The organism is Variovorax sp. GW821-FHT09D05 (assembly GCF_059416325.1).
This window is the reverse complement of record NZ_JBWKOZ010000001.1, coordinates 589,153-615,052: the sequence shown is the minus strand read 5'-3', so window position 1 is coordinate 615,052 and position 25,900 is coordinate 589,153. Positions and strand designations below refer to the sequence as shown.

The 25,900-nt window shown below is 65.7% G+C and carries 29 protein-coding genes; 5 read left to right on the top strand and 24 right to left on the bottom strand.

What is annotated here, in order from left to right; all coding sequences use genetic code 11:
- Positions 1-4 precede the first annotated feature (4 nt).
- From cysW to AC07O3_RS02920, 6 genes are all read right to left on the bottom strand, one after another.
- Positions 5-907, bottom strand: coding sequence for a sulfate ABC transporter permease subunit CysW (gene cysW / locus AC07O3_RS02945; RefSeq protein WP_093054633.1), 903 nt, complete (start codon positions 905-907; stop codon positions 5-7).
- 1 nt (position 908) lies between these two features.
- Positions 909-1,796, bottom strand: coding sequence for a sulfate ABC transporter permease subunit CysT (gene cysT, locus AC07O3_RS02940; protein ID WP_258355121.1), 888 nt, complete (start codon positions 1,794-1,796; stop codon positions 909-911).
- Positions 1,797-2,813: a sulfate ABC transporter substrate-binding protein gene (locus tag AC07O3_RS02935; protein WP_093054629.1), complete on the bottom strand. Its 1,017-nt coding sequence runs from the start codon at positions 2,811-2,813 to the stop codon at positions 1,797-1,799. It lies immediately after the preceding gene.
- Positions 2,810-3,385, bottom strand: coding sequence for an RBBP9/YdeN family alpha/beta hydrolase (locus tag AC07O3_RS02930; protein WP_093074679.1), 576 nt, complete (start codon positions 3,383-3,385; stop codon positions 2,810-2,812). Before AC07O3_RS02930 ends, AC07O3_RS02935 begins: the two co-directional genes overlap by 4 nt.
- Positions 3,386-3,406: 21 nt before the next feature.
- Positions 3,407-4,048, bottom strand: coding sequence for a peroxiredoxin (locus AC07O3_RS02925; RefSeq protein WP_093054625.1), 642 nt, complete (start codon positions 4,046-4,048; stop codon positions 3,407-3,409).
- 102 nt (positions 4,049-4,150) lie between these two features.
- The gene (locus AC07O3_RS02920; RefSeq protein ID WP_093074682.1) at positions 4,151-5,065 is read right to left on the bottom strand and encodes a LysR family transcriptional regulator; all 915 of its coding nucleotides are present in this window, start codon (positions 5,063-5,065) and stop codon (positions 4,151-4,153) included.
- Positions 5,066-5,201: 136 nt separating this feature from the next.
- On the opposite strand from AC07O3_RS02920, the gene AC07O3_RS02915 reads away from it, so the two are divergent.
- On the top strand, positions 5,202-5,849 hold the full coding sequence (locus AC07O3_RS02915) for an FMN-dependent NADH-azoreductase (protein ID WP_093173938.1): 648 nt from the start codon (positions 5,202-5,204) through the stop codon (positions 5,847-5,849).
- A 72-nt stretch (positions 5,850-5,921) separates the two neighbouring features.
- On the opposite strand, the gene AC07O3_RS02910 is transcribed toward AC07O3_RS02915, so the two are convergent.
- Positions 5,922-6,476: an NADPH-dependent FMN reductase gene (locus AC07O3_RS02910; protein ID WP_093054619.1), complete on the bottom strand. Its 555-nt coding sequence runs from the start codon at positions 6,474-6,476 to the stop codon at positions 5,922-5,924.
- Between the two features lie 151 nt (positions 6,477-6,627).
- Here AC07O3_RS02910 and solA point away from each other — a divergent pair, with 151 nt between their 5' ends.
- From solA to AC07O3_RS02895, 3 genes are all read left to right on the top strand, one after another.
- Positions 6,628-7,866, top strand: a complete 1,239-nt coding sequence (gene solA / locus AC07O3_RS02905; RefSeq protein WP_495338535.1) for an N-methyl-L-tryptophan oxidase — start codon at positions 6,628-6,630, stop codon at positions 7,864-7,866.
- 75 nt (positions 7,867-7,941) lie between these two features.
- Positions 7,942-8,874 (top strand): 2-dehydropantoate 2-reductase, encoded by a 933-nt coding sequence (gene panE / locus AC07O3_RS02900; RefSeq protein WP_495338534.1) that lies wholly within the window; start codon positions 7,942-7,944, stop codon positions 8,872-8,874.
- A gap of 5 nt (positions 8,875-8,879) precedes the next feature.
- The gene (locus AC07O3_RS02895; protein WP_495338533.1) at positions 8,880-9,536 is read left to right on the top strand and encodes an Asp/Glu/hydantoin racemase; all 657 of its coding nucleotides are present in this window, start codon (positions 8,880-8,882) and stop codon (positions 9,534-9,536) included.
- Here the strand turns inward: AC07O3_RS02895 and AC07O3_RS02890 are convergent.
- The gene (locus AC07O3_RS02890; RefSeq protein WP_093054611.1) at positions 9,528-10,886 is read right to left on the bottom strand and encodes an NAD(P)/FAD-dependent oxidoreductase; all 1,359 of its coding nucleotides are present in this window, start codon (positions 10,884-10,886) and stop codon (positions 9,528-9,530) included. The genes AC07O3_RS02895 and AC07O3_RS02890 overlap by 9 nt on opposite strands.
- A gap of 143 nt (positions 10,887-11,029) precedes the next feature.
- On the opposite strand from AC07O3_RS02890, the gene AC07O3_RS02885 reads away from it, so the two are divergent.
- Positions 11,030-12,025: an alpha/beta hydrolase family protein gene (locus tag AC07O3_RS02885; protein ID WP_495338532.1), complete on the top strand. Its 996-nt coding sequence runs from the start codon at positions 11,030-11,032 to the stop codon at positions 12,023-12,025.
- On the opposite strand, the gene AC07O3_RS02880 is transcribed toward AC07O3_RS02885, so the two are convergent.
- The 16 genes from AC07O3_RS02880 to AC07O3_RS02805 all read right to left on the bottom strand — a co-directional run bounded on the left by AC07O3_RS02880 (position 12,022) and on the right by AC07O3_RS02805 (position 25,886).
- Positions 12,022-13,902 carry a family 2A encapsulin nanocompartment cargo protein cysteine desulfurase gene (locus AC07O3_RS02880; protein ID WP_257015084.1) on the bottom strand — a complete coding sequence of 627 codons (1,881 nt, stop codon included), beginning with the start codon at positions 13,900-13,902 and terminating at the stop codon, positions 12,022-12,024. The genes AC07O3_RS02885 and AC07O3_RS02880 overlap by 4 nt on opposite strands.
- A 66-nt stretch (positions 13,903-13,968) precedes the next feature.
- The gene (locus AC07O3_RS02875) at positions 13,969-14,901 is read right to left on the bottom strand and encodes a family 2A encapsulin nanocompartment shell protein (RefSeq protein ID WP_093054609.1); all 933 of its coding nucleotides are present in this window, start codon (positions 14,899-14,901) and stop codon (positions 13,969-13,971) included.
- Between the two features lie 64 nt (positions 14,902-14,965).
- Positions 14,966-15,235 (bottom strand): helix-turn-helix domain-containing protein, encoded by a 270-nt coding sequence (locus AC07O3_RS02870; RefSeq protein WP_081269389.1) that lies wholly within the window; start codon positions 15,233-15,235, stop codon positions 14,966-14,968.
- Entirely contained in the window at positions 15,232-16,149 is a 918-nt protein-coding gene (gene epsC, locus AC07O3_RS02865) for a serine O-acetyltransferase EpsC (RefSeq protein ID WP_093054607.1), read from the bottom strand. Before epsC ends, AC07O3_RS02870 begins: the two co-directional genes overlap by 4 nt.
- 37 nt (positions 16,150-16,186) lie before the next feature.
- The gene (locus tag AC07O3_RS02860; RefSeq protein ID WP_495338531.1) at positions 16,187-16,669 is read right to left on the bottom strand and encodes a rhodanese-like domain-containing protein; all 483 of its coding nucleotides are present in this window, start codon (positions 16,667-16,669) and stop codon (positions 16,187-16,189) included.
- 128 nt (positions 16,670-16,797) lie between these two features.
- Positions 16,798-17,745 (bottom strand): TauD/TfdA dioxygenase family protein, encoded by a 948-nt coding sequence (locus AC07O3_RS02855; protein ID WP_093074700.1) that lies wholly within the window; start codon positions 17,743-17,745, stop codon positions 16,798-16,800.
- Between the two features lie 45 nt (positions 17,746-17,790).
- Positions 17,791-18,612 carry an ABC transporter ATP-binding protein gene (locus AC07O3_RS02850; protein ID WP_093074703.1) on the bottom strand — a complete coding sequence of 274 codons (822 nt, stop codon included), beginning with the start codon at positions 18,610-18,612 and terminating at the stop codon, positions 17,791-17,793.
- A 23-nt stretch (positions 18,613-18,635) separates the two neighbouring features.
- On the bottom strand, positions 18,636-19,427 hold the full coding sequence (locus tag AC07O3_RS02845) for an ABC transporter permease (RefSeq protein ID WP_093074706.1): 792 nt from the start codon (positions 19,425-19,427) through the stop codon (positions 18,636-18,638).
- Entirely contained in the window at positions 19,427-20,266 is an 840-nt protein-coding gene (locus AC07O3_RS02840; RefSeq protein WP_093074709.1) for an ABC transporter permease, read from the bottom strand. The genes AC07O3_RS02845 and AC07O3_RS02840 overlap by 1 nt, the downstream gene beginning before the upstream one ends.
- A complete protein-coding gene (locus AC07O3_RS02835) occupies positions 20,263-21,627 on the bottom strand; it encodes an LLM class flavin-dependent oxidoreductase (RefSeq protein ID WP_093074712.1) in 1,365 nt (454 codons plus the stop codon). The genes AC07O3_RS02840 and AC07O3_RS02835 overlap by 4 nt, the downstream gene beginning before the upstream one ends.
- On the bottom strand, positions 21,624-22,718 hold the full coding sequence (locus AC07O3_RS02830; protein ID WP_093174173.1) for an ABC transporter substrate-binding protein: 1,095 nt from the start codon (positions 22,716-22,718) through the stop codon (positions 21,624-21,626). The genes AC07O3_RS02835 and AC07O3_RS02830 overlap by 4 nt, the downstream gene beginning before the upstream one ends.
- Before the next feature lie 179 nt (positions 22,719-22,897).
- Complete coding sequence (locus tag AC07O3_RS02825; protein WP_495338530.1) at positions 22,898-23,464, bottom strand: hypothetical protein; 567 nt, start codon at positions 23,462-23,464, stop codon at positions 22,898-22,900.
- A gap of 63 nt (positions 23,465-23,527) precedes the next feature.
- A complete protein-coding gene (locus AC07O3_RS02820; RefSeq protein WP_495338529.1) occupies positions 23,528-24,091 on the bottom strand; it encodes a hypothetical protein in 564 nt (187 codons plus the stop codon).
- Positions 24,088-24,750, bottom strand: coding sequence for a peptidoglycan recognition protein family protein (locus AC07O3_RS02815; RefSeq protein ID WP_495338528.1), 663 nt, complete (start codon positions 24,748-24,750; stop codon positions 24,088-24,090). The genes AC07O3_RS02820 and AC07O3_RS02815 overlap by 4 nt, the downstream gene beginning before the upstream one ends.
- Before the next feature lie 269 nt (positions 24,751-25,019).
- Positions 25,020-25,235, bottom strand: coding sequence for a TOBE domain-containing protein (locus AC07O3_RS02810; RefSeq protein WP_007829250.1), 216 nt, complete (start codon positions 25,233-25,235; stop codon positions 25,020-25,022).
- Between the two features lie 54 nt (positions 25,236-25,289).
- Positions 25,290-25,886, bottom strand: coding sequence for a malonic semialdehyde reductase (locus AC07O3_RS02805; protein ID WP_093054585.1), 597 nt, complete (start codon positions 25,884-25,886; stop codon positions 25,290-25,292).
- Positions 25,887-25,900: the final 14 nt, after the last annotated feature.

The window sequence follows — 25,900 nt, the reverse complement described above, 5'->3', positions numbered from 1 at the left end:
TCTCTCAGGCCGCCGCGGCTTCCGGGGGACGCTCGGGGGGCAGTTCGGCAATGGCCTTCATCTCGCGCTCGTGGCGCCATTCGATCACCGACTTGATCACCAGCGTGACCAGCGCCAGGATGGCCAGCAGCGAAGCCACGGCGAACGCGGCAACCGACTGGTATTCGTTGTAGAGCACTTCCACGTGCAGCGGCATGGTGTTGGTCTGGCCGCGGATATGGCCTGACACCACCGACACCGCGCCGAATTCGCCCATGGCGCGCGCGTTGCACAGGATCACGCCGTACAGCAGGCCCCACTTGATGTTGGGCAGTGTCACGCGCCAGAAGGTCTGCCAGCCGGTCGCGCCGAGCACGATGGCGGCCTGCTCCTCGTCGGTGCCCTGCGCCTGCATCAGCGGCACGAGTTCGCGCGCGATGAACGGGAAGGTCACGAACACGGTCGCCAGCACGATGCCGGGTACGGCGAAGATGATCTTGATGTCGTGCTCAGCCAGCCACGGACCGAGCCAGCCCTGCGCGCCGAACACCAGCACGTAGATCAGGCCCGCCACCACCGGCGACACCGCGAACGGCAGATCGACCAGCGTGGTGAGAAATGCCTTGCCGCGGAACTCGAACTTGGCAATGGCCCAGGCCGCCGCCACGCCGAACACGAGGTTCATCGGCACCGCGATGGCGGCCGTGATCAGCGTGAGGCGAATCGCGCTCCAGGCGTCGGGCTCCTTCAGCGCGTCGAGATACGCGCCCACGCCCTTGCGCAGCGCCTCCGTCGCAACAGCGGCCAGCGGCAATACGAGGAACAGGAACATGAACGCGAGCGCAATGCCGATCAGCGTCCAGCGCACCCAGGCGGATTCAGTAGTGCCGGCTTGCGCGCGGCGGATGACTTTGGAAGGTGCGCTCATGTCAGGCTCCTGCGCGGCGACGCTGCCAGGCTTGCAGGCCATTGATGACCAGCAGCAGCAGGAACGAAATGACCAGCATCACCAGTGCGACCGCCGTGGCGCCCGCATAGTCGTACTGCTCCAGCTTGCCGATGATGATGAGCGGCGTGATCTCCGAGATCATCGGCATGTTGCCAGCGATGAAGATCACCGAGCCGTACTCGCCGATGGCGCGTGCGAAGGCCATGGCAAAGCCGGTGAGCAGCGCAGGCGCAATCGACGGAAAGATCACCTTGGTGAAGGTCTGAAGCCGCGTCGCGCCGAGCGAGGTGGCTGCTTCTTCCAGCTCTTTCTCGGCGTCTTCGAGCACCGGCTGCACCGTGCGCACCACGAAGGGCAGCCCGATGAATATCAGCGCGATCACGATGCCCGCTGGCGTAAAGGCCAGCTTGATGCCGTGCGGTTCGAGCAGTTGCCCGACCCAGCCGTTGCCCGCGAGCAGCGCGGTCAGCGAAATGCCCGCCACCGCCGTCGGCAGCGCAAACGGCAGGTCGACCAGCGCATCGACGATGCGCTTGCCCGGAAACTTGTAGCGCACCAGCACCCAGGCCACCAGCAGGCCGAACACCGCGTTCACCACGGCCGCGATCAGCGAGGCGCCGAAGGTCAGCCGGTACGAAGCCATCACGCGCGGCGCAGTCACGGCCACCCAGAACTGGTCCCAAGTCAGCGTGAAGGTCCTGAAGACCAGCGCCGACAGCGGGATCAGCACGATCAGGCTGAGGTAAAGAATCGAGAAGCCGAGCGTGATGTGGAAACCCGGCAGCACGCGCTTGGCGCCCCCTGCCCGGTTGGCACGCGAAAAAGGCGCTCCCGCGGACGGGAGCGCCGAAGAAACAGCGCCGCTCATTTACTTGCCGCCGGGCGTGTAGAGCTTGTCGAACTGGCCGCCGTCGTTGAAGTGCACCTTCTGCGCTTCACCCAGGCTGCCGAACAGTTCTTGCACCGTGAAGAGCTGCAGCGGCTTGAAGGTCGAGGCGTACTTCTTGAGCACGGCCGGCGAACGCGGACGCAGCGCGTGCTTGGCCGCGATTTCCTGCGCTTCTTCGGAGTACAGCCAGTCGAGATACGCCTTGGCGAGCTCGCCCGTGCCCTTCTTGGCGACGGTGCGCTCGACCACGGCCACCGGGTTCTCGGCCACGATGCTGATCGAGGGGTACACCGAGTCGACCTTGCCGGTGCCGAATTCGCGGTCGATCGACACCACTTCCGATTCGAAGGTGATCAGCGCATCGCCGATGTTGCGTTGCAGGAAGGCGGTGGTCGCGTCGCGACCGCCGCGCGCCAGAACAGGCACGTTCTTGAACAGCTTGCCGACGAACTCGGCAGCCTGGGCGTCGGTGCCGCCCTTCTTCTTGATGTAGCCCCATGCGGCCAGGTACGCATAGCGCCCGTTGCCGCCGGTCTTGGGGTTGACGATCACGACCTGCACGCCCGGCTTGACCAGGTCGTCCCAGTCCTTGATGCCCTTGGGGTTGCCGTTGCGCACGAGAAATAGCATGGTCGACGTGGTCGGCGATGCGTTCTCGGGGAATTTCTTGTTCCAGTCCTTCGCGACCACGCCGGCATTGGCGAGGAAGTCGATGTCGGTGGAGGTGTTCATGGTCACCACGTCGGCATCGAGGCCGTCGGCCACCGCGCGGGCCTGCGCGCTGGAGCCGCCGTGCGACTGGTCGATCTTGACGTCCTTGCCTGTGGCCTTCTTGTAGTGCGCCACGAAGGCCGCGTTGTAGTCCTTGTAGAACTCGCGGGCCACGTCGTACGAGGCGTTCAGCAGCCCAGTGCCTTGGGCAAAGGCGCTGCTGCCGGCGAGTGCGGAGGACGCCAGCGCGAGCACGGCGACGAAGGTCTTTATTCTGGAAGTCATGTGGTTGCCAAGGTTTCTGAAAATTCACGGCCCGCCGGCCAGGCGGCGGGCTCGTCGGTCAAGGACTGGAGCAGGGCAAGGCCCAGCGGCCAATCCCCATGCCCCGAGTCGACGTTGATGTGGCCCGCATTCTGCATGCGCACGAACTCGCTGCCCCAGGCGCGCGAATATGCACCAGCCAGACGGATCGGGCAAAAGGGGTCGTTGCTGCTGGCCACCACGATGCTGCGGTACGGCAGCGCAGCGTAGGGCACAGGCGCGAAATCGGACAGCACGGCGCGGCGCTCAGGGTCGGCAGGCGCCACCAGCAGCGCGCCCTGGATGCGGGCCGCGGCATCGGGCGGCAGGTGCGCCGTGGCGATGCAGCCCAGGCTGTGCGCGGCGATCACCACCGGCCCGTCGCTCTCCAGCACCAGCTTCGCCAGCGTAGACACCCACGCCTCGCGCTTGGGCGAGGCCCAGTCGTCCTGCACCACCCGCGCCGCACCCGGAATGCGCTCTTCCCACAGGCTCTGCCAGTGGCCGGGCCCGGAGTCGCGCCACCCCGGCACGATGATCACTCGGGTCTGCATGACGACGCTTGCCCTGCCCGCTTACTTGTTGGGCTGCGGCGTGATGCGCAGGTAGGGGCGCACGGCCTTGAAGCCCTTGGGGAAACGCTCCGCCAGTTCGGCCGGATCCTGGATGGCCGGGATGATGACCACGTCGTCGCCGTCCTTCCAGTTCACGGGCGTGGCCACCTTGTGGCTGTCGGTGAGCTGCAGCGAGTCGATCACGCGCAGGATCTCGTCGAAGTTGCGGCCGGTGGACGCCGGGTAGGTGATGGTGGTGCGGATGACCTTCTTCGGGTCGATGATGAACACGCTGCGAACGGTGGCCGTGGCCGAGGCGTTCGGGTGGATCAGGTCGTACAGGTCGGCCACCTTGCGGTCGGCATCCGCAATGATGGGGAAGTTGACCGTGGTGTTCTGCGTGTCGTTGATGTCGCTGATCCATTCCTTGTGCTTGGTGGCCGGATCGACGCTCAACGCGATGGGCTTCACGCCGCGCTTGGCGAATTCGCCCGACAGCGCCGCGGTCTTGCCCAGTTCGGTGGTGCACACGGGCGTGAAATCGGCGGGATGCGAGAAGAACACGACCCACGAATCGCCGGCCCACTGATGGAAGTCGATGGTGCCTTCGCTGGAATCCTGGGTGAAATTGGGGGCTGTGTCGCCGAGTCGCAGAGTAGCCATGGACGCTCCTGGATGGATGGGAGCCTCGGATTGTGCGAACCCTTGCTTCAATGCCAAACGAATATCTGCTTGTTTGGATATGACGTTTTTCGCATAACGAGCCTAGAACATCCGCATATCTTCGCTCTGGAGATGCTCCATCAGGAAGTCGATGAGCTTCCGCACAGCCGGCACCAACGCCCGCCGTGCCGGAAACACCATGTGCGCAATCACCGGTGGCGGCCCCCAACCGGGTAGCAACCGCACCAATCGGCCGGCATCGATGTCGGCGCGGCACATGTAGTCAGGCAGCATGGTCGCGCCTATGCCGCCCAGCGTGCCGAACTGCAGCGTCGCGAGGTCGTCCGCCACGTAATGCGGGGTGTGGGAGTGCACGTAGCTCTCTCCCTTGGGGCCCTCCAGCCGCCAGTCGCTGCGCCCTTCCCCGTTGACCGACATGGCCGCCGTCGGCAGCTTGCCGAGGTCGGCCAGCGTTTCCACCGGCCCGTAGCGCGCCAGCAGCGCCGGGCTCGCCACCAGCACGCCGCGGCTGTGGCCGAAGGTCTTGGCTACCAGCACAGTGCTGTCCTCGATGACGAGCCGCACACGCAGCGCGATGTCGATGCCCTCCTCGATCAGGTCGACCGGCCGGTTGATCACCCGCATGTCGATGCGCACCGCCGGGTAGCGCGCCATGAACACCGGCATCAGCTGCGCCAGGCCGCTGTGCGCGATGGTGACGGGGCAGCTCAGCCGCACCAGCCCGCTGGGCTCGTTCTGCACCTGCGCCACCGCCTCGGCTGCCGCCTGCGCCGCGTCGCGCATGGCGGACGAATGCCGCAGGTAGATCTCGCCCGCCGGCGTGAGCGACAGGCGCCGGGTGCTGCGCTGCATCAGCTGCACGCCGAGCCGTTCTTCCAGGTCGGCGACGCGGCGCGAGAGGCGCGACTTGGGGATGCCGAGCGCCCGGCTGGCGGCTGCGAAGCCGCCGCGTTCGGCCACTTCGGCGAAGAAAACCATGTCGTTGAGGTCTTGCATGGTGGTGATTGTCCTGCAGGTAGAACGATCTAGGCAATTTTTGGGTACTTATCGATCACTAGATCCAAAAATAGAATTCTTCCATCCGCCGGCCACTTTGAGCGCCGACAGCCAACACAGAAAGTGATTGATTGAAATGAAGCTGCTCCACATTGACTCCAGCATCCTCGGCGCCCACTCGACCTCGCGCCTGCTCTCGGCCGAAGTCGTGACCGCATGGCGCGCCGCCCACCCCGACACCACCGTCGAATACCTCGATCTGGCCGTCGACACCCCCTCGCACTTCAGCGCCGACGCGCTGGGCATCAAGACCGGCTTGCAAGAACAGCCGACCGAAGCCCAGCAGCGTGAAAACGCCGTGTCCGAAAAGCTCGTGAGCCAGTTCCTGGCCTCGGACGTGGTCGTCATCGGCACGCCTTTCTACAACTTCTCGATCCCGACGCAACTCAAGGCCTGGATCGACCGCCTGGGACAAGTCGGCCGCACCTTCAAGTACACCGAGAAGGGCCCCGTGGGCCTGGCCGGCGGCAAGACCATCATCGTGGCCTTGTCCCGCGGCGGCATCTATTCGACCAGCGAAGGTGGCCAGGCCATGGAGCACCAGGAAAGCTACCTCAAGGCAGTCTTCGGCTTCTTCGGCATCACCGACGTGCGCGTCGTGCGCGCCGAAGGTGTGGCGATGGGCGACGAAGCCCGGAACAATGCCCTGGCAACGGCCCGCGCCGACATCCTGGTAGCGACGGCGGAAGCCGCGAACCAGCGCGACGCTGCTATCGCAGCCTGAGTTCTGCTCCGGCACCAGCAAAAAAGCCGCCCATCGGGCGGCTTTTTTTCGTCCGCGGACGCAGCGGATCGATCAGGCCGAGTGGCTCTTCACCCAGGCCACGTACTTGTCCATCCAGCCCTGCAGAAACTTCTTCGAGCCTTCGTTGCCGACGTGGCCCTTGTCGTCGAACAGGTCGTCCTTGGCCTGCAGGAACACTTCGGGCGCGCCCATCGTGGGCACGTCAAGGTAGGCCAGGATGTTGCGCAGGTGCTGCTGCGCCAGCGCGGTGCCGATGGCCCCCACCGAGATGCCGACCACGCCGGCCGGCTTGCCCGCCCAGGCGCTCTGGCCATAGGGGCGCGAGGCCTGGTCGATGGCGTTCTTCAGCACGCCGGGAATCGAGCGGTTGTATTCGGGCGTAACGAACAGCAGGCCGTCGGCCGCCGCGATCTCGGTCTTCAGGCGCTTCACCGGCGCGGACTGGTTGCCGTCGTCGTCCTGGTTGTACAGCGGCAGATCGTCGATGCGCAGGGTTTCGAAGGTGAAGTCCGAGGGCGCGAGGTGCGCCAGCGCGAGAGCCAGCTTGTGGTTGAACGAATCCTTGCGCAGGCTGCCGACAATGACAGCGATCCGGGTCTGGGCCATGGGTGAAACTCCTTGAGTGAGAGGGGTCGGAATGACGAACGCGATTATGCGAAGCGCCCAAGACCTTTTCGGGAAAAGTTCATGCAGAGCCGGACGAACGGCGGCAAGATAAACCGCATCCCCCAACCCCATCGAAGCGCAGGACGCTCCCGTGACCCAGTCTCAGTCTTCCTCTTCATCCCCTTCTTCCCATTACGACGTCATCGTCGTCGGCCTTGGCGCCCTCGGCGCCGCGACGCTCTACCAACTCTCGCAGCGCGGCGCACGCGTGCTGGGCATCGACCAGTTCGCGCCGCCGCACGACCAGGGCTCCTCGCACGGCGATTCGCGCATCACGCGGCTGGCCGTCGGCGAAGGCGACGAGTACGTGCCCTTCGTGCAGCGCTCGCATGCCATCTGGCGCGAACTCGAGGCCCGCACCGGCAAGCCGCTGATGACCACCACAGGCGGCCTGATCCTCGCGCCGCGCGATCGCGCGGCGGAGCACCACGGCAAATCCGATTTCGTGCGCCGCACCATCGCCTGCGCCGAGCGCTTCGGCATCGCGCACGAAGTGCTCGACGCAGCCGGCATCCGCGCTCGCTTTCCGCAGTTCCACCTGCAGGGCGACGAAATCGGCTATTACGAGCACGACGCCGGCTTCGTCCGCCCCGAAGACGCCATCGGCGCCCAGCTGGCCGTGGCCCGCGCCTCGGGCGCTCAAACACTCACCGGCGAGCGCGTGCAAGCCGTCGAGCCCATCGGCAACGGCGACACGGTGCGCGTGCGCACAGGCTCCGCAAGCTTCACGGCCGACCGCGTGGTCGTCGCGGCCGGCGCGTGGCTCCCCGCCTTCCTTGGCGCGCAGGCGCGAGCCGACTGGCAAGCCGACTTCTCCGTGCACCGGCAGGTGATGCACTGGTTCGACACCGGCAGCGCCACAGCCGACTTCGCACCCGGCCGCTTCCCCATCTTCATCTGGATGTTCGGCGACGGGCCGGAAGACTACATGTACGGCTTTCCGTCTTCCGACCCGTCGCAGCCCGCGCTCAAGGTGGCGACCGAGCAGTACGTGGCCGCCACCACGCCGGATACCGTCGACCGCACCGTGAGCGCGGAAGAAACCGCCGCCATGTATCGCGACCGCGTGGCCGGCCGCTTTCCGCAGATCGGCGGCCGTGCCCTCAAGGCGCGCGCCTGCATGTACACCGTGACGCCCGATCGCCGCTTCGTGATCGACGCGCTCGACGGCCTGCCCCGCGTGCTCATCGCCTCGGCCTGCTCGGGCCACGGCTTCAAGCACTCGGCCGGGCTTGGCGAAGCCATCGCCGACCACGTGCTGGACCGCCCGAGCGAGCTCGACCTGCGGCCCTTTGCCCGCCAACGCCTGCTGGAGAAAGCGCCAGCCTGAAGCAGGCCCGGGCGATCCCGGGCATCATGCCTTCGATCTTTTTTGTCTGTCTGTCTGACTCAGGAGCGAAGCGCGATGAGATTTCTGGTGGTGGGTGCCGGCGCACTCGGTGGTTACTTTGGCGGCCGTCTGCTGGAGGCGGGGCGCGACGTCACCTTCCTGCTGCGCCCGCGCCGCGCGGCGCAACTCGCGAAGACCGGGCTGGTGGTGCAGAGCCCCTTCGGCAACCTGCAGCTGCCTGCCCCGAAGCACGTGCTGGCCGACGGCATCGACGGCCCGTATGACGTGGTCGTGGTCGGCAGCAAGGCCTACGACCTCGATTCGACGATGGACTCGTTCGCGCCGGCAGTCGGCCCCGACACCGTGATCCTCCCGCTGCTCAACGGCATGAAGCACATCGACCGGCTGGCTGAACGCTTCGGCAGCGAGCGCGTGCTGGGCGGCCTTTGCATGATCTCCGCCACGCTCGACGACGACGGCCGCGTGCTGCATCTGAACGACATGCACGGCCTGAGCTATGGCGAACGCGCCGGCGGCCGCTCGGCGCGCGTCGATGCAATCGCAGCCCAGTTCGCGGGCGCGAAGTTCGACGCCACGGCCAGCGAAAACATCATGCAGGACATGTGGGAAAAGTGGGTCTTCATCGCCTCGGCGGCGGGCCTAACGAGCCTGATGCGCGCGTCCATCGGCGACATCGTGGCCGCTGGCGGACAGGACGTGGCGCTGTCGATCTTCGACGAATGCTGCGCCATCGCCACGCACAACGGCTTCGCGCCGCGGGCCGCAGCCGTGCAGCGCGGTCGCGCCATCATGACGACTGCCGGCTCGCCAATGACCGCATCGATGTACAAGGACATGGTGCGCGGCGCGGCGGTCGAGGCCGACCACATCGTCGGCGATCTGCTGGGCCGCGCGGCGCCGAGCAACCTGCCAGTGCCGTCGGTGCTGCGCACAGCGTACGTCCATCTCAAGGCCTACGAGGCACAACGCGCCCGTACGGCAGCCTGAGCGTCATGCGCGACGCGCTGGCGTTCCTGCACACGGCACAGGTGCATGTGCCGACCTTCGAGCAGCTGGTGGCCGAGATGGCGCCTGGCCTGCGTGTGCGACATCTCGTGCAAGCAGACCTGCTGGCCGACGCGCGTGTCGTGGGCACCGACGACACAGGCCTGATCGCCCGCGTTCACCGCGCCATGCACGAAGCCGCCTCCAGCGGCGCGAAAGTCGTGGCGTGCACCTGCTCGACCATCGGTGCCATCGCCGAACAAATGCCCACAGGCGATACCTTCAAGGCCCTGCGCATCGATCGCGCCATGGCAGACCGCGCGGTACGCACCGGGCCGCGCGTGCTGGTTGTGGCAGCGGTCGAAAGCACGCTCGCTCCGACGATGGAACTGGTGCGTTCCGCCGCGGCAAACGCAGGCATCGCGGTGCAGCCGAGCACGTTGCTGGTCGAAGAAGCGTGGCCCCATTTCGAAGCAGGCGACAACGCTCACTACATCGAAACCCTGGCCCGCTCGATCCGCGCTGCGGCAGGCGAAGCCGACGTCATCGTGCTGGCCCAGGCCTCGATGGCCCCCGCGGCCGCCCTGCTCGCGGACCTCGGCATCGACGTGCTCAGCAGCCCCGCGCTGGGTGCCCGACACGCCGTGGCGCTGGCGCTAGTCTGACTTGAGGATCGTCTCCCCCTTCAGCATCCCCATGTCCCGGATGTTGAAGCGGTGCCGCTTCCACCCCTCCCAGGTACGCCGCATGTGCGTGACCGAGATGAAGTAGTACAGAAACTTGAACATGCCGAGTGGCCCGCGCGTCGGCGTGCCGCGGTAGATGTCGCCGGCCAGCAGCGACATCAGCCCCTCCTTCACGCGGAACGGATTGCCCGGGTGCATGAACATGTCGCGGATGGTCGGGTTGGTCACGCGGTAGATGAACCACGAGTACTCGCGCGGGCCCTTGCGCATCATGGCCTCGAAGTCCTTGCGCGCGGCCGCCAGCTCGGTGGGCCGGTCGAGCGCCTTTGCCACCAGTTCGGCGCCGTCGAAGGCGCTGTGCATCGCGAGGTACACGCCCGACGAGAACATCGGGTCGATGAAGGTGAAGGCGTCGCCCAGCAACAGGTAGCGGTCGCCCGTGGCGTGCGTGCTGGAGTACGAGAAGTTGCCGGTGGCGTGCACCGCGTCGTCGACCAGCGTGGCGTTCTTCAGGCGTTCCACCAGCACCGGGCAGGTGGCGATGGTGTCGTAGAAGAACTCCTTCAGCGGCTTGTCGCGCGTCTTCAGGTAGTACGGCCAGCAGACCGCGCCCACGCTGGTGGTGCCGTCGGCCAGTGGAATGAACCAGAACCAGCCGTGCGGAAACCAGCAGATGCTGATGTTTCCTTCCTTCTTGCCTTCGAGCCGTTCGGCATTCGTGAAGTGGCCGAACAGCGCGGTGCTGTTGTGGTCGGGGTTCTTTTCCTTGCAACGGAATTTGTTGGCCAGCAGCGTGTCGCGGCCGGTGGCGTCGACCACGAAGCGGGCGCGCCAGCTGCGACGCGCGCCGTCGTCCATTTCGGCCTGCACCGTGGCGCCGTCGGCATCGAAGGCCACGTCGCGCACCTTGCAGCCTTCGATGGTCTGCGCGCCGCGCGTGGCCGCGTTGCGGAACAGCAGCTCGTCAAGTTCGGAGCGGCGCACCTGCCAGGCGGAGTCGAGCGACTTGTCCATGCCCTCGGCAAATTCCACATAGCTGCGGTGCTCGTGTTCGGGCGAGACGAACTCGATGCCGAACTTCGGCATGCCGATCTTGTCGACCTGGTCGCGCACGCCAAGCTTCTCGAACAATTCGACGTTCCCGGGCAACAGTGATTCGCCGATGTGAAAGCGCGGGTGATGTGCTTTTTCGAGCAGCACCACCTTGCGGCCCTGCTGGGCCAGCAGCGCGGCGATGGTCGAGCCGGCGGGGCCACCGCCCACAACCATCACGTCGCAGGATTCATCGGCCATCTGGGGGGCGGAGGAAGAAGCTTGGGGCAAGGACATGCGTGGACAAGCGACATTGTTAACAAAGGTCAAGCATAGCGCGCCAGCCGCTCGAAGAAAGATAGCAAAGTCGGCTAAGCGGCGTCCGCCGGGCAGCAGCACACTGCAGACCGACTCCCATCCTCATGCAGGACCGACTCGCCATGCCCATTCTTCGCTTCCTCTTCCTCGCCGTCTTCTGCCTTTCGGCAACGCTTGCCCAGGCCGCAGGCTTCAGCACCATCGACATACCTGCCGACCAGAAAGGCCCGGCGCTGCACGGCGCCGTGTGGACGCCCTGCGCCGCGCCAGCTGGCGAAATCAGGCTCGGCCGCTCCACCATCTCTGGCGTACGCGATTGCCCGATCGACGGCAGCCGGCTGCCGTTGATCGTGCTGTCGCATGGATATGGAGGCTCGTTCCTCGGCCACTACGACACGGCACAGGCGCTGGCCGACGCGGGCTTCGTGGTCGCCGCCATCAGCCATTCGGACGACAACTCCCAGATCCGGGGCGGCCCGGGCGACAAGATTTCGGCACTCGCAACGCGCACGACCGACATCGCACGACTGATCGACCACATGCTCCAGCAGTGGCCCGCGCATGACAGGCTTGCCGCCGGGCAGATCGGCTTCTATGGGTTTTCAAGGGGCGGCTATACGGGCCTTGTGCTCAGCGGTGCACGTCCGAACTTCGAGCGGCTCCCGCCGTTGCCGTCGTCCCCCTGCGCATTGACGCCGGAAGGCCCGGCGTGCGCGCTGATGCGGCAGAGATTCCAGGAACTGCTCGCCTCGCCGCTGACTCGTGACACCCGCATCAAGGCCGCCGTGATCGCCGACCCGCTCAGCATGGTCTTCGATGCCGACAGCCTGAAGAATGTGACGATACCGATCCAGCTCTGGGCTTCCGAGTACGGCGGCGATGGCGTCACGCCCGAGAACGTGGCCGCGGTTCGCCGCAACCTGCCTGCGCCGCCCGAATGGCATGTGGCAACCGGCGCCGCGCACTTCGCTTTCCTCGCGCCGTGCTCACCTGCCATGGCCAGCGCACTGCCCGAGATCTGCCGCGACGGGCCGGGCTTCGACCGCGTGGCGTTCCATGCCGGGCTCAACGCCGAGGTGCTTGCCTTCTTCAGGCAGCACCTGGCGTCAAAGCCCTAGCCCGCGCGCCGCTGCGACGACAGCCGCCGCACCACAGCCACCAGCCGATCAACCTCGTCGAAGGTGTTGTAGAACGCCAGCGAGGGCCGCACCGTCGTCTCGACACCGAAGCGCCGCAGGATCGGCTGCGCACAATGGTGCCCTGTGCGCACCGCAATGCCCTCGTCGTTCAGCGCATGCCCCACCTCCTCGGTGGTGTAGCCGTCGAGCACGAAGGACATCACGCTGGCCTTATCGGCCGCCGTGCCGATCAGCCGCACACCCGGAATCGCGCCGAGCTGCCGCATGCCGTACACCAGCAAGTCATGCTCGTAGCGCGCGATGTTCTCGATGCCGATCTTGTTGACGTAGTCGATGGCGGCGCCCAGCCCCACGGCGTCGGCGATGTTGCCGGTGCCGGCCTCGAACTTGTTCGGGATCGGCTGGAACACGGTCTTCTCGAAGGTCACGTCGGCAATCATGTTGCCGCCGCCCTGCCAGGGGGGCATGTCTTCGAGCACTTCGCGCTTGCCCCACACCACGCCGATGCCGGTGGGGCCGAACACCTTATGGCCGGAGAACACGAAGAAATCGGCGCCGATGTCCTGCACGTCCACCCGCATGTGCGAGACCGACTGCGCGCCGTCGACCAGCGCCTTCGCGCCCGCACGGTGCGCCAGCTCGACGATCTCCTTCACCGGCACCACGGTGCCCAGCGCGTTCGAGACCTGCGTGACTGCGACGATCTTCGTGCGGTCATTGAGCAGCTTGCGGTAGTCGTCCAGCAGCACCTGGCCCGAATCGTCCACCGGAATCACGCGCAGCTTCGCGCCCTTGGCGGCGGCGAGCTGCTGCCACGGCACGATGTTGGCGTGGTGCTCGAGGTTCGACACGATGATCTCGTCGCCCTCGCCCACGTGCTGTCCGCCCCAGCTCTTGGCCACGAGGTTGATGGCCTCGGTGGTGCCGCGCACGAAGATCACCTCTTCGACTTCCGGCGCGTTGATGAACTTGCGAACGCGTTCGCGCGCGCCTTCATAGGCGTCGGTCGCGCGCGCGGCCAGCTCGTGCGCCGCACGGTGGATGTTCGAGTTCTCGTGCTCGTAGAAGTACGCAATGCGGTCGATGACCGACTGCGGCTTGTGCGTGGTGGCCGCGTTGTCGAACCACACCAGCTGCCTGCCGTTCACCCGCTCCTGCAGGATCGGGAAGTCGCGCCGCACGGCGTTGACGTCGAACGGCGGGTGCTGGCCGCTGCCGGCCAGCGGCACGGCATCGGGGCCGCGCGGATCGGGCTTGGCCGGCGTGACGAAGCCGTTGGGCAGGCGCACCGCATCGACGAAGTAGAACTGCGCATCGCGGCCGGCCGGCGCCGATGGCGGGCTCGGTGGCGAGACGGGCGCGGCCGTTGGCGGCAACGCAAGACCCGCGAACGGATCGTGGATCGCAATGCCATCGGTCGCACCCGCCGACGGATGGCCGTAGCTGTTGCCCACGAAGTAGAACGGCGAGGCCGCGGCCTGCGGCGTCGCGGGCGCATTCACCTGTGGCACGCCTTGCACCGTGCCACCCGAGCGCGGCTCGAAAGCCGGCGCCACAGACAGCACCGTGTCCGGCACGCCATTGCCCGCCACCGCGTGCGGCAGCAAGGCCGGCGCGCGGTTCGCGAGCGAAGGCAGTTGCGTGGGCGATGCCGGCAGCACGTTGGCGCCGGGAATCTGCCCTTGCGGAATCGGCGTGCCCGGCACGCTCGGCCCGAAGCCGGCAGGGCTCGCCAGTGGCGAACCCGGCGGCGCAATGTTGGCGGGAAACTGCGCGCCCGGCACCAGCCCGCTCGCCACACCGGGCAGCGAACTTGGCGGCGTGCCCGGCAGTGCGGCGAACATGGCGCTCGCCATGCGCGCGAGGATGGCCGGATCGAACGGCGCCTCGCCCGGAATCGATGGAGTGCTGCTCACCGCGGCTTACTTGTAGGTGTCGGTGTAGTCGTGGTACTTGCCGATCTCGACGTCGTCGAGCACCGCCAGCGCATCGGTGGTCAACACCGCGAGCGAGCAGTACAGCGAGATCAGGTACGACGCGATCGCATGGTTGTTGATGCCCATGAAGCGCACCGACAGCCCCGGACCCTGCTCACCCGACAGACCTGGCTGGAACAGCCCCACCACGCCCTGGCGCTTGTCGCCCACGCGCAGCAGCAGGATCTTGCTCTTGCCGTCAGCCACCGGCACCTTGTTCGACGGAATCAGCGGAATGCCGCGCCAGGTGATGAACTGCGAGCCGAACAGGCTCACCGTCGGCGGCGGCGTGCCACGGCGCGTGGCTTCGCGGCCGAAGGCGGCAATGGCCAGCGGGTGCGTGAGGAAGAACGCGGGCTCCTTCCACACCTTGGTCAGCAACTCGTCCAGGTCGTCGGGCGTGGGTGCGCCGGTCAGCGGAAAGATGCGCTGCTCTTCCGTCACCTGGGCCAGCAGGCCGTAGTCAGGGTTGTTGATGAGCTCGCTCTCCTGGTTCTCCTTGATCGTCTCGATCGTCAGGCGCAGCTGCTCCTTGATCTGGTCGTGCGGGCTGCTGTAGAGGTCGGAGATGCGGGTGTGCACGTCGAGCACGGTGCTCACGGCATTGAGGTAGTGCTCGCGCGGGTTCTCTTCGTAGTCCACGAAGGTGCGCGGCAGCTGGTTTTCTTCTTCGCGCGAGGTGCAGGTGACCTTGATCGACTCGGGGTTCTTGACCTTGTTGACGCGGTAGATGCCCGCCTCCACCGGCACCCATTGCAGCAGGTGCGTCAGCCAGCGGGGGCTGATGGTCTCGAGCTGGGGGACTGTCTTGGTGGCATTGGCTAGCTGTCTTGCGGCGTTGTCGCCAAGGGCGGTCGTACCACCAACTGTTGCGCTCATGGATCAGGGCTCCGGGTGTTAAGGAAAAAGTGGCCGCCAGTGTCCGGCGGCCACGGGTTTTCCCTCAACAGGCTATAGCCGCCAAGTTGATCCTTCTTGCAAGGCGCGATTGCTCCAGTTGCTCGCAGCGCATGAGCAGGCCGACCATGTTGATGCCCAGCGCGGTCGCGAGTTTTTGCGCGGTGACGATCGATGGAATGACACGGCCGCGTTCGATCTCGCCTACGTAGGAGCGGTTCAGATCGGAGCGCTCTGCCAGCTCCTCCTGCGACCAGCCCTTGCCCTCGCGCAGCTGGCGAATGGTCACGCCGAAGTCTTCTACAAATGCTTTCATGCTGCCCCACCCGCTTTCGGTGCGTTCTGCAGGCTGGCCTGCGTGACGCTCGCGCCTGGCGGCACGTCGTCGGTAATCCAGACATTGCCGCCGATGACGGCGCCCTTGCCCAGCGTGACCCGTCCGAGGATGGTCGCGCCCGCGTAGATGACCACGTCGTCTTCCACCACCGGATGCCGCGGCAGGCCCTTCTGCAGGTTGCCTTCGGTGTCGGTCGGAAAGCGCTTGGCGCCGAGCGTGACGGCCTGGTAGAGCCGCACGCGCTTGCCGATGACGGCCGTCTCGCCGATCACGACGCCCGTGCCGTGGTCGATGAAGAAACCCGCGTCGATCTGCGCGCCCGGGTGGATGTCGATGCCCGTCTGCCCATGCGAGAGCTCGGCCACGATGCGCGCCAGCAGCGGCAGGCCGAGCTTGTAGAGCTCATGCGCCAAGCGGTGATGAATCATCGCGAGCACGCCGGGGTAGCACAGCAGCACCTCGTCGACGCTGCGCGCGGCGGGGTCGCCCTGGTAGGCAGCGAGCACGTCGCTGTCGAGCAGGCGGCGCAGGCCGGGCAGCGCGTTCGCGAACCGGCGCACGGCTTCGGTGGCCGTGTCGTCGATCTCGCTCGCGGGGCGCGGCTCATGGCGCGCGTTGAAGTTCAGTTCCAGCCGGGCCTGCACGAGCAGCGCCTGCAGGGCTGCGTCGAGCGTGTGGCCGACATAGAAGTCTTCGCTCTCGTGGCGCAGGTCCGGCGGGCCGAGCCGCATCGGAAAGAGCGCACCTTTCAGCGACTCGACGATCTGCGCGAGCGCGTCGCGCGACGGAAACTCGCGCGCACCGGGCTCGCGCGAGCGGCGCTGCGAATCACGCCACTCGTCGCGCACGCCATGCAGCGCACGCACGATGTCGCTTACCTCGAAATGGGCCATGTGTTTTTCTCCCGGGGAACGTCTTGTGTTGGGGATTTCAGTCCTGCACCCACGGCAGCTTGTGGAAACGCCAGCCGTCTGCACCGCCACGGTGCTGGTGCGCGTCGATCTCGCCCTCGAAACCTTCGAGCACGTTGAAGACATTCGTGAAACCGGCCTTGGCAGCCGCCTCGGCGGCCAGTGCGGAGCGCTTGCCGCTGCGGCACAGCAGCAGCACCACGGCGTCCTTGCCGCCGTCTTTCGCCAGCTTGGCCTCGAGTTCGCGCACGAAGCGCGGGTTGCGCGTGAGCGCCGTGCCCGTGGCCCAGGCCACGTGCAGGCTGTCGGGCACGTGCCCGACAAACTTGCGCTCTTCGCCCGAGCGCACGTCAACCAGCACGGCATGGCCCTTCTGCGCCAGTTCCCAGGCCACCGGTGGCGTCACGCCGCCGGCATAGGGCCAATTGCTTTCGGCGGCCTTGGCGCGCGCCTGTTCCAGTGCTTCGGGCAAGACGAGTTCTTCTTCAACTTCCACTGACATGCTGTGCGGCTCCTGTTGTGCGTTGGATACGCCTTGATGGCGATAACCACCACTGTAGGAGCCGCACGCCGAAGCTCAAACAACTGAAAAGTCGATTCCTAACAACCATCCGATCTATAGAAACAGGCTCAGGCAGCCGCTTCTGCAGCTTCGGCAGCGCGCACGGCCGGAGCCGTCCGGTCCACGCTCGTCGCGCCATCCACGCCATACGGCACGTCGCCCGCGATCGTCACCCGCCGCACCACTCGGTGCTGGTCGCCGTAGTCATTGATTGCATAGTGCTGCGTGGCGCGGTTGTCCCAGATCGCCACGTCGCCCTGCGTCCAGCGCCAGCGCACCGTGTTCTCCAGGCGGTGCACATGGCTCTGCAGCACGCTCAGCAGATGGCCCGAGTCGTGCGTCGAATGGCCGGCCAGCCTCTTCACGAAATGGCCCAGCACCAGGCTGCGCTCGCCGGTTTCGGGGTGCACGCGCACCACCGGGTGCTCGGCTTCGAGCAGGCGGCGCGTGAACACTTCTTTGTAGCGACGGGCGCCCTCGTCGTTCAGGTCGACCGGCAGGCGCGCGGCGGCGTAGTCGTAGTCGTTGCCGTGGATGGCGCGCAGGCGGTCGGCCAACGCCTTGAGGTCATCGGGCAGGCTCTCGTAGGCCGCCACCGTGTTGGCCCAGACGGTGTCGCCGCCATAGGCCGGGATCACCACCGCACGCAGGATCGACACCTGCGGATAGGCGACCTCGAAAGTCACGTCGGTGTGCCACGAATTGGCGCGACCGCCGTGGCGTGAGTCGAGCTCCAGCAGCCGCGTGCCGTCCTTCGAGGGCACGGTCGGGTGCGGCACCAGTTCGCCCCACAGGCGCCCGAAGGCTTCCTGCTGCGCATCGTCCAGGTGCTGCTGGCCGCGGAAGAACAGCACCTTGTGCTTGAGCAGCGCGGCCTTGATCGACTGGAAAACCTCCGGCTGCAATGCGCCGGAGAGCCGCACGCCGCGCACCTCCGCGCCGATGTGGCCGGCCTGCCGGACGATGTCGAGTTCGTTGTCCTGCGCAACGACCGGGGAAGAAAGAATGGCGCTCATCGAAGGTCCTCTTTGGTTGATGGAAGAAAGGAAAGGAACAAAGGCTCAATAGGCAAAGCGCAGGCCGGCAGGCAAACCACCCACCGGATACAGCGGCGCTTCGGTCGGTGGCGGCGTGCCCGCGAACTCGCGCAGCACCTCTTCCTTGACGTGGGTGAAGGCCAGGTCTACGCGATTGCGCGGATGTGCAAGCTCCACCGGCACGATGCGGCGGATGCGCCCGGGGCGCGGCTCCATCACCACCACCTTGTCGCCAAGGTACACGGCCTCCTCCACGTCGTGCGTGACGAGGATCATGGTGATGCCCTCGGCCTGCCAGATGCGGTGCAGCTCCTGCTGCAGATGCGCGCGCGTCATCGCGTCGAGCGCGCCGAAAGGCTCGTCGAGCAGCAATATCTCGGGCCGGTTCACCAGCGCCCGCGCAATCGCCACGCGCTGCGACATGCCACCCGACAGCTGATGCGGATAGGCACTCTCGAAGCCCTTGAGCCCGACCAGCTCGATGTGCGCCTGCACCTCCTTGCGCTTCTGCTGTGCACCGAGCCCGGCATTGAGCAGGCCCAGCGCGATGTTGTCCCGCACCGTGAGCCACGGGAACAGCCGGTGCTCCTGGAACACGATGCCGCGGTCGAGGCTGGTGCCGACGATGCGATTCCCGTCGATGAGTACCTCGCCGCGGTAGTCCGCTTCGAGGCCGACGATCAACCGCAGCAGCGTCGACTTGCCGCATCCGCTGGAGCCCACGATGCTGACGAACTCACCCGGCGTGATGGTCAGGCTGATGTCGTCGAGCACCTTCAGCGGTGCGCCCTCGACCTCGTATTGCTTGCTGAGCTGGCGTATTTCCAGCGTGGCGGCGTGTGCCATTGCGTTGTTCTTTCTTCTCTTGTTCAGAAGCCGGCCACGGAACGTCCGCGCCAGGCCAGCAGGCGGTTCTCGATGCGCGTAGCGATCCAGTTGAGCGTGAAGCCCACGAGCCCGACCACGATCACGCCGAAGATCACCAAGTCCATGCGGAAGTGGTCGCGCCCATCGATCATGGTGTTGCCTATGCCCTTGCCCGAGACCAGCAGGTACTCCGCCCCGAGCGTGGCAAGCCATGCGTAGATCAGCGCCAGGTGAATGCCCGCGAAGATCGACGGCGACGCGCTCGGCAGCACCACACGCGTGAACAACTGCCAGCGGTTGAAGCGCAGCACCCGCGCCACCTCGACCAGGTCGCCCGGCACGCTGCGAATGCCCTCGAAGGTGTTGAGCACCACCGGAAAGAAAGCCGCGAGCGACAGAAAGGCCACCTTGGCCGCGTCACCCAGCCCGAACCAGACAGACAGCAGCGGAATCCATGCGAACAGCGAGATCTGCTTGAGCGTGTGGAAGCCCGGCCCCACCAGGTTCTCGAACAACCGCGACAGGCCCAGCGCCGCGCCGAACAGCAGCCCCGCGCTCGCGCCGATGGCAAAACCCGCCAGGTCGCGCCACAGGCTGGCGGAGAGCCCTACCCATAGCTCCCCGCTCGTGGCCTGCTCCACCGCCTGTTGCCAGACGCTGTCGATAGACACCAGCAGCGGCGAACTCGACCAGCCGAAGCGGAAGGCTGCCCACCAGAGCGCCATCAGCAATGCAGGCAGCACCCAGCCGCGCAGGGGTTTCGGCACGCGGCGAAAGAGGTTCCCGGCACTCATCAGAACCCCGCCCGCCGCCAGCGCAGCAACCGCGTCTCGATCAGCGCGAGCATCTTGTCGAGCACGAAGCCGACCAGCCCCACCATCACTACCGCCGCCAGCACCACGTCGAGCTGGAACAGCTGCCGCCCGAACACAATCATGTAGCCCAGCCCTTCGCTCGACGCCAGCAACTCGACCACCACCAGCGCGAGCCAGGCGTGCGTGAAGCCGTAGCGCACGCCGTTCCAGATGGGTGCCGCCGCGGCCGGGAACACCACGCGCGACAGCAATTGCCAACGGCTGAACCGGAACACCCGCGCCACTTCGATGTAGCGCGTGGGCACGTTCTGGATGCCCTTGTAGGTGTTGAGCGCAATGGGCACCAGCGAGGCCTTGGCAATCAGGATGATCTTGAGCGCCTCGTCGATGCCCACCATCAGCATCAGCAACGGCAGCCAGCCGAGCACCGGCACCTGCGCGAAGGCCTTGAACAGCGGATAGACGTAGTCCTTGAAGGTCGGCGACAGCCCCATCGCAGTGCCGATCAGCAACCCGCCCACCAGCCCGACGCCGAAGCCCGCGAACACGCGCCAGAGGCTGATGCGCAGGTTGTCGAGCAGCTCGCCGCTGCGCAACGCATCGGCGAAAGTCGCTGCCACCGCTTCGGGCGACGGCAGCACCTGCGGCGCGATCCATTCGTTGCGCGCCGCGATGTGCCACAGCAGCAGCACGGCCAGCGGCACCGGCCAGGCGAGCAGCAGGCGTGTCGTGCCAGGCAGCCATCGGCGCCATGCCGCAAGGGGCGACGTTCGCCCGACGACCGGGAGCGACAGCTCCGGAGGCAGCACCGCACTCATGCGGCCGCCTTGAGATCACGCGCCAGCAGATGCCGGTTCGCGGGCCGCGCCAGCCCCAGGTTCTCGCGCAGCGTGCGGCCTTCGTACTCATGGCGGAACAGGCCGCGGCGCCGAAGCTCAGGCACCACCTGCGTCACGAAGTCATCCAGCCCGCCGGGCAAGGTCGGCGGCATGACGTTGAAGCCGTCGGCCGCCTCTTCTTCGAACCACTGCTGCAGCTGGTCGGCAATCTGCGAGGCCGTGCCGTGAATCGACCAGTGACCGCGCGCCGTGCCCACGCGCTGGTAGAGCTGGCGAATGCTCAGGCCCTCGGTGCGCGCCAGTTCGGTCACGAGCCGGAAGCGGCTCTTGGGCCCGTTCGGCTCTGGCAAGTTACCGGGCAGCGGGCCATCGACCGGATAGCCCGTGAGATCCACGCCACCGATCACCGTCGACAGCAGCGCCACGCCCACGTCGGGCGGAATCAGTGATTGCAGCTCCTCGAGCTTTTCCTTCGCATGCTGCTCGCTCTGCCCCACCACGGGGAACACGCCTGGCAAGATCTTGAGCCCCTCGGGGTCGCGGCCATGGTGCGCCAGCTGCGCCTTCAGGCCGCGATAGAAAGCCTGCGCGCCCGCCAGCGACTGCTGCGCGGTGAAGATCACCTCCGCCGTCGCTGCGGCCAGCGCCTGCCCCGCTTCCGAAGCGCCGGCCTGCACCACCACCGGGTGCCCCTGCGGCGGCCGCGCGACGTTGAGCGGGCCGCGCACGCGAAAGTGCTTTCCCTGGTGCGCCAGCACATGCAGCCGGTCGGGGTCGAAGTATTCGCCGGCCGCCTTGTCGTGCGTGAAGGCATCGTCGTCCCACGAATCCCACAGCCCTGTCACCACATCGACGAACTCCCGCGCGCGCTCGTAGCGCAGCGCGTGCTCGGGATGCCGGTCGAGGTTGAAGTTCAGCGCCTCGGCCTCGTTGGACGAGGTGACGACGTTCCAGCCCGAGCGTCCGCCGCTCAGGTGATCGAGCGAAGCAAACTTGCGCGCCACGTGATACGGCTCGTTGTAGGTGGTCGACACCGTGGCAATCAGGCCCAGCCGCTCGGTCACGGCCGCGAGCGCCGACAGCAACGTCAACGGCTCGAAGCCAGAGACCCGTGCGCTGCGATGCAGGGTGCGCGACGCCGAGGCATCTCGAATGCCCACGCTGTCGGCCAGGAACACCGCATCGAACTTCGCGCGCTCCGCCGTCTGCGCCAGTGCCTTGTAGTGCGCGAAACCGAGCCCGGCCTGCAGCGGCACATCGGGGTGGCGCCACGCCGCCACATGATGGCCGGTCGCCATCAGGAAGGCATTGAGCTTGATCTGCCGCTTGCTGCTGCTCATCGCGCCACCGCCACTTGCTTGCCGCTGACTTCGCCATTGGCCTCGTACACAGGCCAGTAGTTCTCCAGCTTCAGCTCGCGCAGCGCTGCATCGAGAAAGCTGCGATCGAACCAGTTGTCGATCTCTGCCTTGCCGCGCACCAACTTGAGCGCCAGTGCCTGTTCGGCCGAATCCTTGTAGCGCTGCACCAGGAACGGATCGAGCAGCGGCGACAGGCGCACGCGCAGCGGCTGGCCGATGAAGTCCTCGCGCCAGTATTTCTCGGCCACCTCGGCCTTGCCCCATTGCCTGAATACTTCGTCGCGCTGCGATTCGTCGGAGTAGCGCCGCGCCACCGTCACCAGCGACTTGACGATGCGCTGCGTGGCCTTGGGATAGCTCCGCGCGAAATCGTCCGAGGCCAGCAGCACGGTTTGCCGCGTGTACTTGAACGAATCCTCGGAAGCCGAATAGATCACCTTCGCCGCGCCCTTGTCGCGCAGCACGAACAGTTCGACATAGCCGAACGCGCCGTCGATGTCCCTGGTGGCCAGCGCGGCCTGTGCGCCCGGCAGGTCGAGGTTGATGAGGCGAACATCGCTTTCCTTCAGCCCGTGCGCGGCCAGCGCGCGCACGGCCGCGAGATGCAGGTTCGTGCCCTTGTAGAGCGCGATGCGCTTGCCGCGCAGGTCCTCGATGCGCTTGACCGGCGAATCCGGCGGCACCGCGAGGTAGAGGCCATTGCGCACGCCCGAGCCCGCGATGATCCGAGTCTTGACTCCGCCCGCGCGGTGCACGATGGAAGGCAGGTCACCCTGCCAGGCCAGGTCGAGCTGCTTGTTGACCAGCGCCTCGTTCACGGCCGGGCCCGCGCCCTTGAAGAACACCCATTCGATCTTCGTACCGTCAGCCTTGAACTCTTCCTCGAGCCCGCCGAAGGCATGCAGCAGCGCCGCAGACGACCCGCCGAAGCGCACCGGGTTGCCCACGCCGCCAGTGGCCACGCCGATGCGGATGGTGGCCGGCGTTTCGGTGTTGGCCGCCAGCAGGCGTGGTGCGGCGGCGATCAACGGCCACGCAGCAGCGTGACGAAGAAACGAACGTTTGAGCATGAGCGGCAACCTTGGCTTCGATGAATCCAGAAGATTCTGCGAGGCGGGTGCGCGAGGCGGAAGGAAGCTGTTCGCGCTTTCTAATGCGCCCCGCGACTAAGGGTGATTGCCGTTTGGAGATAGCCAAAAGATAACCCGCCGTAGCGGGTAATCAGCGGGAGAACGCCTTGGTTGGTATGTCAGGGCTTGTCGCGTTCAGCTCGCACCCACTTCAGCCGAAGCTCCGCTTCGCTGGCGGAGAGCTGCCCTTCCGCCACCAGCCTCTTGAGCCTTCGCTCATCCGCGCGGTTCAGTGCATCTTTCAGGAGAGCCATCTTGCGCTCCCGGCAAGGGCTGCATTCGTAGAAACTCGTGGAGCCCGCGACAACCTTCATCCTTGCGTCGAACTCCGCTGTTCCGATTCGCCCAGTGGGCTCGATGCCCATGGCAAGGACTCGTCCATTCTTGAACGTAACAAGCGCCTCCCCCTCGCATCCCGTAGCGTCCACTTTTTCTGGGTCATAGCCTTTCCACGAAACTCTCCGCATATGCCGCAAGGCATAGCGGACATCCTCCTCCGTCATAACGACGTCGTCGCAATACAGGAAGTCTTTGTTCTCCCAAGCAGCGTTTCGGCGTGAAGGCTCCGTGACCTCTATCTTTTGTACATAAGTGATGGGATATCGCCGGTCGGCGGACTGTGCTGGAAACGCTGCCGCCGCAACGAGCAACGCCCCCGCGGTGATGAGAATGCTGGTTCTGTTCATGATGTTGATCTGGATCAGCGTGCCGCAACGGGCTGTCCGTGAGAGATGCGAATTGCGGAGGCCTCAGGGCTTGTCGCGTTCGGCACGTACCCTCTTCAACCGAAGCTCCGCTTCACTGGCGGAGACCAGTCCTTCCGCCACCATCCTCTTGAGCCTTCGCTCATCCGCGCGGTTCAATGCATCTTTCAGGAGGGCCATCTTGCGCTCCCGGCAAGGGCTGCATTCGTAGAAACTCGTCGGACTCCCCGTGAGCTTCATCTTTGCGTCGTACTCAAGTGCAAGAGTTCGCCCATTGGGTTCAATACCCATGGCGAGGATTTTTCCGTTCTTGAACGTGACGAGGGCACTCCCTTCGCACCCTGTGGTATCGGTTCTTTCCGGGTCGTAGGCTCTCCATGAAACCCGACGCATGTGCCGCAAGGCATAGAGGACGTCCTCTTCTGTCAAAACGACGTCGTCGCAATTCAGAGAGTCCTTGTTCTCCCATGCCGTTCGGCCTGTGGGCTCCGTGACATCCACCTTCTGAACATAGCTGACGGGGTATCGCTTGTCGGACGCCTGTGCCGGAAATGCCGCAGCCACAACCAGCAATGCTGCCGAAGTCAGGAGAGTTGTGGCTTTACTCATGGCGTTGGTACCTGCAGATTCCAATTCGCGCCCTGGGCCTCCGTCGGGTTCTTGCGGCTGACCACAGGGTGACGAAATACTTCCTCGTGACCTATTTGGATCGATTCCTGAAGCACGCGGGCAAGCCACGAGAGCGACTGATTCTGCGCCGCAGTCGGTTCGTCATATATGCCGTGCCTGCCGCGCAATTTATCGAGAGTCAGTTTTTCTTCTTTTTCTACAGGTTTAAACCCCGTGGGCAACCTGGCCCTGCCGACAAGCTCGATCCCGATTGCCTCCATATTTCCTGGATAGCGCTCACCGGGTGGTTTCCGCATTTCGATCTGGTGCATTCCTTCTACCCCCACATTCGCAAAATCGCGTGGCTTGCATTTCATCGTCGCCAGACATCGCGCCCGCAACGGCCCCACATGATTCGTACGCTGATAAATCGCCGCCGTCTGGTAGATGGTCCCATCCTTGTCGATGAGAAAGTGCGCGCCATTCGCCTTAGGCTGCTTGTAGCTGTTCAATGAAGACGCCGAAGTATCGGCGTCGGTCTGGTGCACGACGATGCCGGTGATTGCTCCGACCCGTTTCCCTCGTTCAATCTGTGGGCTGCGAGCATGCCTGACTCGCGCGTGACTGATCATTCCGTGTTCGTCAATTTCAACGAGCATGAGGTTCCTCCCTGATGTGTTTGCTTGATTACCGACTCTTCGCGAGGTGTGTCCGCGCATCGATGAACAACACGGATCACGACCTCGCGGCGCATGCTATGGCGAGGTATTCAAAAGGGAGGAGGAGCTTTAAAAGATTCGATCGATTCCCGAAATTCAGCACAGTCGACGAATGGATGGCCTGTAAATCACTGCAAACACACGGCCCTAGAAACGAAAAAACCCGGCGCCATGACAGCGCCGGGTTGTCGCAGATGCCCGAGGGTCCGTCAGAGCTTCGCGATCGAAACCTCAGTCGACTTCACGAGCGCGACCACGTCGGAGCCCACCTTCAGTTGCAGCTCGTCGACCGAGCGCGTGGTGATGACGGAGGTGACGATGCCCCAGGCGGTCTCGACATCGACTTCGGAGACGACGTCACCGCGGATGATCTCGCGGACCTTGCCCTTGAACTGGTTGCGCACGTTGATGGCTTGGATGGACATGATGGTTTCTCTTTCAGGTTGAAGCAGGGATGGATGGATGAATGGGCCGGAGCGTCAGACGATCTCGGCCACGTCGTCGAACGCCAGCCGGGGGCCGCGCTCGAAGGTACCGGCGTGGTCGGCCACACCGAGGTTGACGAGGAAGTTGGCGCGGTAGCGCCCGTCGGGGAAGAAGGCCTTGTCGACCAGGTCGGCGTTGAAGCCCGACTGCGGCCCCGCGTCGAGCCCGAGCGAGCGCGCCGCCAGGATCAGGTAGGCGCCCTGCAGGCTGCTGTTGCGGAAGGCCGTGGCCTGTGCGGCTTCGGCGCTCTTCTCGAAGAAGGGCTTGGCGTCGTAGGCCGGGAACTGCGTGGGCAGGTGCTCGTAGAAGCGCGTGTCGTGCGCCACGATCACCGTGACGCCGGCCGCCAGCGTCTGCGCGGTGTTGCCCGCGGACACGGCTGGCTTGAGCTTCGCCTTGGCTTCTTCGCTGCGCACGAACACGTAACGCGCCGGCTGGGCGTTGTAGGCGGTCGGGCCCCACTTCAGCAGGTCGTAGAGCTTGTGGATCAGTTCGTCGGTCACGGGCACGGGCTTGAAGGCGTGCACGGTGCGGGCCTTGCGGAACAACTGGTCCAGCGCGGCTTCGGGAATGGATTGCAGTGTGGTCATTTCTTCAGAAGGTC

Excerpts from the sequence above, each read along its gene's own strand:
- cysW (WP_093054633.1), bottom strand. The coding sequence starts at position 907 with ATGAGCGCACCTTCCAAAGTCATCCGCCGCGCGCAAGCCGGCACTACT.
- cysT (WP_258355121.1), bottom strand. The coding sequence starts at position 1,796 with ATGAGCGGCGCTGTTTCTTCGGCGCTCCCGTCCGCGGGAGCGCCTTTT.
- AC07O3_RS02935 (WP_093054629.1), bottom strand. The coding sequence starts at position 2,813 with ATGACTTCCAGAATAAAGACCTTCGTCGCCGTGCTCGCGCTGGCGTCC.
- AC07O3_RS02930 (WP_093074679.1), bottom strand. The coding sequence starts at position 3,385 with ATGCAGACCCGAGTGATCATCGTGCCGGGGTGGCGCGACTCCGGGCCC.
- AC07O3_RS02925 (WP_093054625.1), bottom strand. The coding sequence starts at position 4,048 with ATGGCTACTCTGCGACTCGGCGACACAGCCCCCAATTTCACCCAGGAT.
- AC07O3_RS02920 (WP_093074682.1), bottom strand. The coding sequence starts at position 5,065 with ATGCAAGACCTCAACGACATGGTTTTCTTCGCCGAAGTGGCCGAACGC.
- AC07O3_RS02915 (WP_093173938.1), top strand. The coding sequence starts at position 5,202 with ATGAAGCTGCTCCACATTGACTCCAGCATCCTCGGCGCCCACTCGACC.
- AC07O3_RS02910 (WP_093054619.1), bottom strand. The coding sequence starts at position 6,476 with ATGGCCCAGACCCGGATCGCTGTCATTGTCGGCAGCCTGCGCAAGGAT.
- panE (WP_495338534.1), top strand. The coding sequence starts at position 7,942 with ATGAGATTTCTGGTGGTGGGTGCCGGCGCACTCGGTGGTTACTTTGGC.
- AC07O3_RS02895 (WP_495338533.1), top strand. The coding sequence starts at position 8,880 with ATGCGCGACGCGCTGGCGTTCCTGCACACGGCACAGGTGCATGTGCCG.
- AC07O3_RS02890 (WP_093054611.1), bottom strand. The coding sequence starts at position 10,886 with ATGTCCTTGCCCCAAGCTTCTTCCTCCGCCCCCCAGATGGCCGATGAA.
- AC07O3_RS02885 (WP_495338532.1), top strand. The coding sequence starts at position 11,030 with ATGCCCATTCTTCGCTTCCTCTTCCTCGCCGTCTTCTGCCTTTCGGCA.
- AC07O3_RS02880 (WP_257015084.1), bottom strand. The coding sequence starts at position 13,902 with ATGGCGAGCGCCATGTTCGCCGCACTGCCGGGCACGCCGCCAAGTTCG.
- AC07O3_RS02875 (WP_093054609.1), bottom strand. The coding sequence starts at position 14,901 with ATGAGCGCAACAGTTGGTGGTACGACCGCCCTTGGCGACAACGCCGCA.
- AC07O3_RS02870 (WP_081269389.1), bottom strand. The coding sequence starts at position 15,235 with ATGAAAGCATTTGTAGAAGACTTCGGCGTGACCATTCGCCAGCTGCGC.
- epsC (WP_093054607.1), bottom strand. The coding sequence starts at position 16,149 with ATGGCCCATTTCGAGGTAAGCGACATCGTGCGTGCGCTGCATGGCGTG.
- AC07O3_RS02860 (WP_495338531.1), bottom strand. The coding sequence starts at position 16,669 with ATGTCAGTGGAAGTTGAAGAAGAACTCGTCTTGCCCGAAGCACTGGAA.
- AC07O3_RS02855 (WP_093074700.1), bottom strand. The coding sequence starts at position 17,745 with ATGAGCGCCATTCTTTCTTCCCCGGTCGTTGCGCAGGACAACGAACTC.
- AC07O3_RS02850 (WP_093074703.1), bottom strand. The coding sequence starts at position 18,612 with ATGGCACACGCCGCCACGCTGGAAATACGCCAGCTCAGCAAGCAATAC.
- AC07O3_RS02845 (WP_093074706.1), bottom strand. The coding sequence starts at position 19,427 with ATGAGTGCCGGGAACCTCTTTCGCCGCGTGCCGAAACCCCTGCGCGGC.
- AC07O3_RS02840 (WP_093074709.1), bottom strand. The coding sequence starts at position 20,266 with ATGAGTGCGGTGCTGCCTCCGGAGCTGTCGCTCCCGGTCGTCGGGCGA.
- AC07O3_RS02835 (WP_093074712.1), bottom strand. The coding sequence starts at position 21,627 with ATGAGCAGCAGCAAGCGGCAGATCAAGCTCAATGCCTTCCTGATGGCG.
- AC07O3_RS02830 (WP_093174173.1), bottom strand. The coding sequence starts at position 22,718 with ATGCTCAAACGTTCGTTTCTTCGTCACGCTGCTGCGTGGCCGTTGATC.
- AC07O3_RS02825 (WP_495338530.1), bottom strand. The coding sequence starts at position 23,464 with ATGAACAGAACCAGCATTCTCATCACCGCGGGGGCGTTGCTCGTTGCG.
- AC07O3_RS02820 (WP_495338529.1), bottom strand. The coding sequence starts at position 24,091 with ATGAGTAAAGCCACAACTCTCCTGACTTCGGCAGCATTGCTGGTTGTG.
- AC07O3_RS02815 (WP_495338528.1), bottom strand. The coding sequence starts at position 24,750 with ATGCTCGTTGAAATTGACGAACACGGAATGATCAGTCACGCGCGAGTC.
- AC07O3_RS02810 (WP_007829250.1), bottom strand. The coding sequence starts at position 25,235 with ATGTCCATCCAAGCCATCAACGTGCGCAACCAGTTCAAGGGCAAGGTC.
- AC07O3_RS02805 (WP_093054585.1), bottom strand. The coding sequence starts at position 25,886 with ATGACCACACTGCAATCCATTCCCGAAGCCGCGCTGGACCAGTTGTTC.